Consider the following 9,175-nt stretch of genomic DNA (forward strand, 5'->3'; position numbering starts at 1 on the left):
CTGTCAGCCCTAAGGCGATCCCTGTAGGAGCTGGCTTGCCGGCGATGAGGCCCGCCCAGGCAATACAAGACAGTTGCCCCCACAAGGCCGGGGCCTTCTCTACAAACCCTGCGCACTCGCGTAAACTGCCAGCCTTCGCGCAGCCTAGGGCTGCCCCTGTCGATTTACCAAAGGTGCCCGCCATGCCCTGGCTGCAAGTACGCCTGGCCATCAGCCCGGAACAAGCCGAAACCTACGAAGACGCCCTGCTTGAAGTAGGCGCCGTTTCTGTCACGTTCATGGATGCCGAAGACCAGCCGATCTTCGAACCCGACCTCAATACCACCCCGCTGTGGTCGCACACCCACCTGCTGGCCTTGTTCGAAGCCGATACCGACGCTGAGCAGGTGTTCGCCCACCTGCGCCTGCTGACCGGCGCCGAACTGCCCGAGCACCAGGCCGAAGTGATCGAGGACCAGGACTGGGAACGCAGCTGGATGGACAACTTCCAGCCCATGCGCTTTGGCCGCCGCCTGTGGATCGTGCCCAGCTGGCATGACGCCCCCGAGAAAGACGCGGTCAACCTGCTGCTCGACCCGGGCCTGGCCTTCGGCACCGGCACCCACCCCACCACCGCCCTATGCCTGGAATGGCTCGATGGCCAGCAGCTCGAAGGCACCCAAGTGCTGGACTTCGGTTGTGGCTCGGGCATTCTGGCCATCGCCGCCCTGCTGCTCGGCGCCCGTGAGGCGGTGGGTACCGACATCGATGTGCAAGCCATCGAGGCTTCCCGCGACAACGCCCAGCGCAATGGCATCGCCGACGAGAAACTGGCCCTGTACCTGCCAGAGCACATGCCGGCGATGCAGGCCGACGTGCTGGTCGCCAACATCCTTGCCGGCCCGCTGGTGTCGCTGGCCCCGCAGCTTTCCGGGCTGGTTCGCCCAGGTGGCCTGCTGGCACTGTCGGGCATCCTTGCCGAGCAGGGCGAGGAAGTGGCCGCAGCCTATGCCGCCGACTTCGACCTGGACCCGATCGTCGTGCGCGATGGCTGGGTGCGCATCAGTGGTCGGCGCCGCTAAGCGGGCCTAGAATACTTTCCTGCACAGCTCCCGGATTGCCGCATGACCGACAGTTTCGTCACCCAGTGCCCGCATTGCCAGACCAGCTTTCGCGTTACCCACCACCAGCTGAGCGTAGCGCGCGGCGTGGTGCGGTGCGGCCATTGCCTGCAGGTGTTCAACGCCGCCAAGCAGTTGCTGGAGCAGAACCGCGCTGCCAGCGCCGCGCCAGCGCCGGCGGTGGCGCCTGCTGCCCCGGCGGCGCCAGCGCTGCCCGACGCCGAGGCGGCAACGCCTGCTCCGCCCGAGGCGGCCAGCAGTGCGCCCAGCCCTGCGCCGGGGGAGGACTGGGCCGTCACCGCCGAGGCGCTCGATGCCCTTGACCTCGACAAAGAGCTGGAGCGCCTTGAGCGGCGTGGGGGGCCGGCGCAGGCACGCGCCGCCCGGCAGGATGACGGGTTGCAAGCGCGGCGCGATGAGGGGCATGCCGACGAGTCTGTGGACGACCTGTTCGGCACGGCAACCGATGACCCCCTCGAGCCGCCACTGCAGGCACAGCCTGCGCCAGTGCTGCTGACGCCGGAGCCACAGGTGCCAGACCTGCAGCCTGCCCCTGGCGAGCGCACCGAACCGGTACTGGGCAGCAATTTCGACCTGGACTTCGACGACCAGCCGCCCGTGCAGCGCACTGGCGAAATCGATGAGCCTGAAACACTCGGCGAACCGCTGCACACTGACGATGACGACATCCCGGAAAAAGGCCTGAGCGCGCGCGACGATGAACCGCTGCCACTGCAGCTGTCGGCGCGTGACGACGAGCTTGGCGAACCGCTGCCCGGTGAACGCCTGGAACCCGGCCTTGCCGGCAAGCCCGAGCGCACACCGCGCAAGGAGCCGCTGGTCGACGTGGTCGACGACCCCCTGCAACTGGGCTGGGAAAAGCCTGCGCCCAACTGGGGCAAGCGGATCCTGTGGGGCGTGCTGTCTTTGCTGGCCGCCGGCCTGCTGGCCTTCCAGTACGTGTGGTTCCACTTCGACGAAATGGCCCGCCAGGACCAGTACCGGCCCATGTTCCTGCAGCTGTGCCCGCTGGTCGGCTGCCAGGTGCCCACCCGTGTCGACATTGGCCGGATCAAGAGCAGCAACCTGGTGGTACGCAGCCACCCGGATTTCAAAGGCGCGCTCATCGTTGATGCGATCATCTACAACCGTGCGCCATTTGCCCAGCCATTCCCGTTGCTCGAACTGCGCTTCGCCGACCTCAATGGCCAGTTGATCGCCAGCCGCCGCTTCAAGCCCAGCGAATACCTGTCGGGTGAGCTGGCGGGGCGTGGCGAGATGCCCAGCCAGACGCCGATCCACATAGCCCTGGACATCCTCGACCCCGGCCCGAAGGCGGTCAATTACAGCCTGAGCTTCCGCTCACCGGAATAAGCGACAAGCGACAAGCGACAAGCGACAAGCGACAAGCGACAAGCCTCAAGCTTCAAGCTTCAAGCTTCAAGCTTCAAGACGAAGCAGGCCGGCTGTCGGCTTGCTTGTCTTGTGGCTTGCAACTTGCCGCTTGTCGCCAGCCCCGGTTGTTCAGATTTTATCCAGTTCCATCTTTATCCGGTCACCGAGAGCGGGTATCATGCCAACCCTTTTTCGAACTCCAAGATTCGGCCCCACAACAGGGATCACCTATGTCGGCGGTACGCATCGGCCAATACACGCTACGCAACAACCTGATCCTCGCGCCCATGGCCGGGGTCACGGACCAGCCTTTCCGTACACTTTGCCAGCGCTTGGGCGCAGGCATGGTCGTGTCGGAAATGGTCAGCAGCGACATGAACCTGTGGAACAGCCGCAAGTCGAGCCTGCGCCGCATCCATGAGGGTGATCCCGAGCCGCGCTCGGTGCAGATCGCCGGCGGTGATGCGCAGATGATGGCAGCGGCAGCACGGGCCAATGTCGAGGCAGGCGCCCAGATCATCGATATCAACATGGGCTGCCCGGCAAAAAAAGTCTGCAACAAAGCTGCAGGCTCTGCTTTATTGAAGGATGAAGCCTTGGTCCACGAAATTCTCCACGCCGTGGTCGGCGCCGTGGACGTTCCGGTGACCCTGAAGATCCGCACCGGTTGGGACCGGGCGAACAAAAACGGCCTGAACGTGGCGAAAATCGCCGAGCAGGCCGGCATCCAGGCGCTGGCGGTACATGGCCGCACACGCGCCGACCTGTACACCGGCGAAGCCGAATACGACACCATCGCTGCCATCAAGCAGGCGGTGTCGATCCCGGTTTTTGCCAACGGCGACATCACGTCGCCCGAAAAGGCCCGGGCGGTGCTGGATGCCACCGGGGTCGATGGCCTGTTGATTGGCCGGGCTGCCCAGGGGCGGCCATGGATCTTTCGCGAGATCGAGCATTACCTGCGCACCGGCGAACACCTGCCGGCGCCGCAGCTGGACGAAGTGGAACACATTCTGCTGCAACACCTGGCCGCGCTGCATGCCTTCTATGGCGATGTGATGGGCGTACGTATCGCCCGCAAGCACGTTGGCTGGTACCTGGCAACACGACCCGGCGGCAAGGAGTTTCGCTCCCGGTTCAACGCTTTGGAAGACACACAAGCGCAGTGCGCCAACGTTCGCGCGTTTTTCAGCGAGCGTCGACAGAGCCTTGAGACAGAGGACGGACAAGGGGTGGCCGCATGACGATGATGACCGAGAATTTTGTGAGTGGAACAACGCCCGTGAGCGACAACGCCAACCTGAAACAGCACCTGAACACGCCGAGCGAAGAGGGCCAGACCCTTCGCGACAGCGTCGAGAAGGCGCTGCACAATTACTTCGCCCATCTGGAAGGCGCGACCGTCACGGACGTCTACAACCTGGTGCTCTCCGAAGTGGAGGCCCCCCTGCTCGAAAGCGTCATGAACTACGTGAAGGGCAACCAGACCAAGGCCAGCGAGATGCTCGGGCTGAACCGAGGCACGCTGCGCAAGAAGCTCAAGCAGTACGACTTGCTGTAACACAGAATCCCAACCAGAAAAGGCGGCTCCCTGAACAGAGGCGCCTTTTTTGCTGACTCCACCGCGTTATTGGAACCCGAAATGACCGACCAGACTACCCGCCTGCCAGTCCGCCGCGCCCTGATCAGCGTCTCCGACAAGACCGGTATCCTCGAATTCGCCCGTGAGCTGCAACAGCTCGGTGTCGAGATCCTGTCCACCGGCGGCACCTACAAGCTGCTCAAGGACAACGGCGTTGACGCGGTGGAAGTGGCTGACTACACCGGCTTTGCCGAAATGATGGACGGCCGGGTCAAGACCCTGCACCCGAAAATCCACGGCGGCATCCTCGGTCGTCGCGGTACCGACGACGCCATCATGAGCGAGCACGGCATCAAGCCGATCGATCTGGTTGCAGTCAACCTGTACCCGTTCGAAGCCACCATTTCCAAGCCTGGCTGTGACCTGCCGACCGCCATCGAGAACATCGATATCGGCGGCCCGACCATGGTCCGTTCGGCAGCCAAGAACCACAAGGACGTGGCCATCGTGGTCAACGCCAGCGACTACGCCGGCATCGTCGAAGGCCTCAAGGCCGGTGGCCTGACCTACGCCCAGCGCTTCGACCTGATGCTCAAGGCGTTCGAGCACACCGCCGCCTACGATGGCATGATCGCCAACTACATGGGCACCATCGACCAGGCCCAGCAGACCCTGTCCACGGCGGCACGCAGCGAATTCCCGCGCACCTTCAACAGCCAGTTCGTCAAGGCCCAGGAAATGCGCTACGGCGAGAACCCGCACCAGAGCGCGGCGTTCTACGTAGAAGCCAAGAAGGGCGAAGCCAGCATCTCCACCGCCGTGCAGCTGCAAGGCAAGGAACTGTCGTTCAACAACGTGGCCGACACCGACGCCGCGCTGGAGTGCGTGAAGAGCTTCGTCAAGCCGGCCTGCGTCATCGTCAAGCACGCCAACCCGTGTGGCGTGGCCGTGGTGCCGGAAGACGAAGGCGGCATCCGCAAGGCCTACGACCTGGCCTATGCCACCGACACCGAGTCGGCATTTGGCGGCATCATCGCCTTCAACCGTGAACTGGACGGCGAAACCGCCAAGGCCATCGTCGAGCGCCAGTTCGTCGAAGTGATCATCGCCCCGAAAATTTCCCAGGCGGCGCGCGACGTAGTGGCTGCCAAGCAGAACGTGCGCCTGCTCGAATGCGGCGAGTGGCCAGCCGAGCGCGCTGCGGGCTGGGACTTCAAGCGTGTCAACGGCGGCCTGCTGGTGCAAAGCCGTGATATCGGCATGATCACTGCCGATGACCTGAAGATCGTTACCAAACGTGCGCCAACCGAGCAGGAAATCCACGACCTGGTATTCGCCTGGAAAGTGGCCAAGTTCGTCAAGTCCAACGCCATTGTCTACGCCAAGCAGCGCCAGACCATCGGCGTGGGCGCTGGCCAGATGAGCCGCGTCAACTCTGCCCGCATCGCCGCCATCAAGGCCGAGCATGCCGGCCTGCAGGTACAGGGCGCGGTCATGGCCTCGGATGCGTTCTTCCCGTTCCGTGACGGCATCGACAATGCCGCCAAAGTGGGTATCAGCGCCGTGATCCAGCCGGGTGGTTCGATGCGTGATGCAGAAGTCATCGCCGCGGCTGACGAAGCGGGCATCGCGATGGTATTCACCGGTATGCGTCACTTCCGCCACTAATTACGCGGCCCCCGGGCAAGCGGCGATCCTGTGGGAGCGGGCGCGCCCGCGAATACGATGGTGAATTCACCGCCGCATTCGCGGGCACGCCCGCTCCCACAGCGTTCCCCGCCCGCCTCGGGGTCACCTGAATCGAGGTTTTGACATGAAAGTTTTGATCATCGGCAGCGGCGGCCGCGAGCACGCCCTGGCCTGGAAAGTCGCGCAGGACCCACGCGTAGAAAAAGTCTTCGTTGCCCCAGGCAACGCCGGCACCGCCATCGAAGCCAAGTGCGAAAACGTCGCCATCGATGTGTGCGCCCTGGAGCAACTGGCCGACTTCGCCGAGAAGAACGTCGACCTGACCATCGTCGGCCCGGAAGCGCCGCTGGTCATCGGTGTGGTCGACCTGTTCCGCAGCCGCGGCCTGGACTGCTTCGGCCCAACCAAGGGCGCGGCCCAGCTGGAAGGCTCCAAGGCCTTCACCAAGGACTTCCTGGCACGCCACAAGATCCCGACCGCCGACTACCAGAACTTCACCGAGATCGAGCCGGCGCTGGCCTACCTGCAGGAAAAAGGCGCGCCGATCGTGATCAAGGCCGACGGCCTGGCCGCGGGCAAAGGCGTGATCGTCGCCATGACCCTGGACGAAGCCGAAGCCGCCGTGCGTGACATGCTGGCTGGCAACGCCTTCGGTGACGCCGGTTCGCGTGTGGTGATCGAGGAGTTCCTCGACGGCGAAGAAGCCAGCTTCATCGTCATGGTCGATGGCCACAACGTACTGCCGATGGCAACCAGCCAGGATCACAAACGCGTCGGTGACCAGGACACGGGCCCCAACACCGGCGGCATGGGTGCCTACTCCCCTGCCCCGGTGGTTACCGCCGACGTGCACCAGCGCGTGATGGACCAGGTGATCTGGCCCACCGTGCGCGGCATGGCAGAGGAAGGCAACGTCTACACCGGCTTCCTGTATGCCGGCCTGATGATCGACAAGGCGGGCAACCCCAAGGTCATCGAATTCAACTGCCGCTTCGGTGACCCGGAAACCCAGCCAGTCATGCTGCGCCTGGAGTCGAGCCTGGTGCTGCTGGTAGAAGCGGCCTTCGCCAAGGCGCTGGACAAGGTCGAAGCCCAGTGGGATCCACGCCCGAGCCTGGGCGTGGTACTGGCCGCTGGCGGTTACCCGGGCGACTACGCCAGGGGCGACGTAATCAACGGCCTGGACGCTGCAGCGCAGATCGAAGGCAAGGTGTTCCATGCCGGTACGTCGCTCAAGGATGGCCAGGTGGTCACCAACGGCGGCCGCGTGCTGTGTGCCACCGCCATGGGCAGCACCGTTGCCGACGCGCAGCAGCAGGCTTACCGCCTGGCCAAGGAAGTCAGCTGGAACGGCAGCTTCTACCGCACCGACATCGGCTACCGGGCCATTGCCCGTGAGCGCGGTGAACACCAGCAGTAACCACTACCGGCACGCCGCGGTGCCCTGTGCACCCGGCGCCCGGCTCGTCGACAAGGCCCGCCATGGGCCTTGCCTTCGGCTTGGTGCGCCGCGCATAGTTGATACCCGGCACATCGGCCAAGAAGGGATTTCGTAGTGCGTCGGCTTCGGATTGCCTCAGCTCTTATCGTCAGCTTGCTGACCTTGCTCTGCATGTTCCCGGCTGCGGCCGATCATGGCGGGGGCTGGTCGGTGCTGCTCGATGAACAGGCCAACCTGCAACTGAGCGACGTGCGTTCCGAGCGCTACCGTAACCAGTTCAGCCCGCTGATCCTTGCCGAACTGGATGCCGCACCGGCAGAACAAGCCCTGTGGCTGCATTACCGCCTGGAACCGGGCGACCAGGAACAATTGCTGCGGGTTTTCGCCCCGGACCTTTCTGGCCTGGACCTCTACGCCCTCGAAGGCGACCAACTTCTGCGTCAGCTGCACCACGGGCGCCAGGCCGGCAATGCCAGCCCCACCCTGCGCGGCAGCGACCATGTACTCCCCCTGCCCAACAGCAAGCAACCGGTGGACATCTACCTGCGCCTGGTGTCCGAACACCAGCTGCGCCCGGCCATCAGCCTGGAGCCCGCCGCCCAGGCCGCCGCCGACCAGCGCCAGCCGCTGCTGTTCGGCATGCTGTTCGGCGGTTTGGTGATGCTGATCCTGCACAACCTGATCCGCTTCCTCTACAGCCGCTCCAGCACTTCCCTGGTGCTGGCGCTGTATCACGGCCTGATGCTGCTCAGCGGCCTCATCTTGCTGAACCTCAGCGGCCCGTGGTGGCATGTATGGCACAGCGCACAAACGCCCGCGGCCTACCTGACCCTGGTACTGGCGGGGCTGGCCGGGCTGTATTTCACCCAGCACTTCTTCTCGCCGTGCAATTCGCCCCGGCTGAACCGTTTGCTGCAAGGTGAAATGCTGCTGGTCGGGCTCAGCGGCCTGGTGCTGCTGTTCGTCGATACCCTGCCCCTCAACCTGATGACCTACGCCCTGATGGCGCTGGGCACCGTGAGCATGCTGCTGGTCAGCAGCTACCAGTGGTACAAGGGCTATGCCCCCGCCCGGCTGTTCTGCCTGGCAATGGTGCTGTTCAACCTGGGTGGCCTGGTGCTGTTGCCGGCCCTGCTCGGCTTTACCCGCACTTCCACGCCATGGCTACTGAGCATTTTGCTGGGCCTGGCCGTGGCCAGCGGCCTGCTGCTCAACCTGGCGGTCAGCGAACGCCTGCGGCGCATGAGTGAAGAGCGCTTCAGCGTCAGCCGGGCACTGGCTGCCAGCGATGCCGAAATCAACGCCAAAGCCGAGTTCCTGGCCAAGATCAGCCACGAAATCCGCACCCCGATGAACGGTGTGCTGGGCATGACCGAGCTGTTGCTGGGCACGCCGTTGTCGGTCAAGCAGCGCGACTACGTGCAGACCATCCACAGCGCGGGCAACGAACTGCTGACCCTGATCAACGAGATACTCGACATTTCCAAGCTCGAGTCCCGGCAGATCGAGCTGGATGATGTGCAGTTCGACCTCAACGCGCTGATCGAGGACTGCCTGAACATATTCCGCGCCAAGGCCGAACAGCAGAACATCGAGCTGATCAGCTTTACCCAGCCGCAGGTGCCACGGGTCATCAGCGGTGACCCCACGCGGCTGCGCCAGGCGTTGTCCAGCCTGCTGGAAAACGCACTGAAAAACACCGACCAGGGCGAGATCCTGCTGGTGGTGGCCCTGGATCAGCGTGGTGAAGTGCCACGCCTGCGCATTGCCGTGCAGGACAGTGGCGAGCCGCTGCCGGCCGCAGACCGCGAGGCCCTGCTGCAGGCCGAACTGCACAGCCACCATTTCCTCTCCAACAGCAAGCTGGGCGGCCACCTGGGGCTGGTCATCGCCAAGCAGCTGATCGGCCTGATGCAAGGTGAATTCGGCATCAAGAGCAGCACAGGCATGGGCAATACCCTCTGGCTG

The 9,175-nt window shown here is 64.2% G+C and carries 7 protein-coding genes; all 7 read left to right on the forward strand.

The genetic code is table 11. The annotated features are described in order from the left end of the window. Positions 1 to 182 precede the first annotated feature (182 nt). Positions 183 to 1,061 carry a 50S ribosomal protein L11 methyltransferase gene (prmA, locus tag G1E_RS19090; protein WP_047150017.1) on the forward strand — a complete coding sequence of 293 codons (879 nt, stop codon included), beginning with the start codon at positions 183 to 185 and terminating at the stop codon, positions 1,059 to 1,061. Positions 1,062 to 1,103: 42 nt separating this feature from the next. Beyond that, positions 1,104 to 2,474, forward strand: coding sequence for a DUF3426 domain-containing protein (locus G1E_RS19095; protein ID WP_047150018.1), 1,371 nt, complete (start codon positions 1,104 to 1,106; stop codon positions 2,472 to 2,474). 251 nt (positions 2,475 to 2,725) lie between these two features. Then, a complete protein-coding gene (dusB, locus tag G1E_RS19100) occupies positions 2,726 to 3,739 on the forward strand; it encodes a tRNA dihydrouridine synthase DusB (protein ID WP_009683257.1) in 1,014 nt (337 codons plus the stop codon). After that, positions 3,736 to 4,056: a DNA-binding transcriptional regulator Fis gene (gene fis / locus G1E_RS19105; RefSeq protein ID WP_003249693.1), complete on the forward strand. Its 321-nt coding sequence runs from the start codon at positions 3,736 to 3,738 to the stop codon at positions 4,054 to 4,056. The genes dusB and fis overlap by 4 nt, the downstream gene beginning before the upstream one ends. Positions 4,057 to 4,137: 81 nt before the next feature. After that, entirely contained in the window at positions 4,138 to 5,745 is a 1,608-nt protein-coding gene (gene purH / locus G1E_RS19110; protein ID WP_009683258.1) for a bifunctional phosphoribosylaminoimidazolecarboxamide formyltransferase/IMP cyclohydrolase, read from the forward strand. Between the two features lie 145 nt (positions 5,746 to 5,890). Beyond that, the gene (gene purD / locus G1E_RS19115; RefSeq protein WP_009683259.1) at positions 5,891 to 7,186 is read left to right on the forward strand and encodes a phosphoribosylamine--glycine ligase; all 1,296 of its coding nucleotides are present in this window, start codon (positions 5,891 to 5,893) and stop codon (positions 7,184 to 7,186) included. Positions 7,187 to 7,321: 135 nt separating this feature from the next. Further along, a partial coding sequence (locus G1E_RS19120) for a sensor histidine kinase (RefSeq protein WP_047150024.1) occupies positions 7,322 to 9,175 on the forward strand: 1,854 nt, incomplete at its 3' end.

The sequence above is a fragment of the Pseudomonas sp. TJI-51 genome, assembly GCF_000190455.2.
Taxonomy (GTDB): Bacteria; Pseudomonadota; Gammaproteobacteria; order Pseudomonadales; family Pseudomonadaceae; genus Aquipseudomonas; species Aquipseudomonas juntendi.

What these genes read in the sequence shown, in the direction of transcription:
- purD (WP_009683259.1), top strand. Translation starts at nt 5,891, where the DNA reads ATGAAAGTTTTGATCATCGGCAGCGGCGGCCGCGAGCACGCCCTGGCC.
- prmA (WP_047150017.1), top strand. Translation starts at nt 183, where the DNA reads ATGCCCTGGCTGCAAGTACGCCTGGCCATCAGCCCGGAACAAGCCGAA.
- G1E_RS19095 (WP_047150018.1), top strand. Translation starts at nt 1,104, where the DNA reads ATGACCGACAGTTTCGTCACCCAGTGCCCGCATTGCCAGACCAGCTTT.
- purH (WP_009683258.1), top strand. Translation starts at nt 4,138, where the DNA reads ATGACCGACCAGACTACCCGCCTGCCAGTCCGCCGCGCCCTGATCAGC.
- dusB (WP_009683257.1), top strand. Translation starts at nt 2,726, where the DNA reads ATGTCGGCGGTACGCATCGGCCAATACACGCTACGCAACAACCTGATC.
- fis (WP_003249693.1), top strand. Translation starts at nt 3,736, where the DNA reads ATGACGATGATGACCGAGAATTTTGTGAGTGGAACAACGCCCGTGAGC.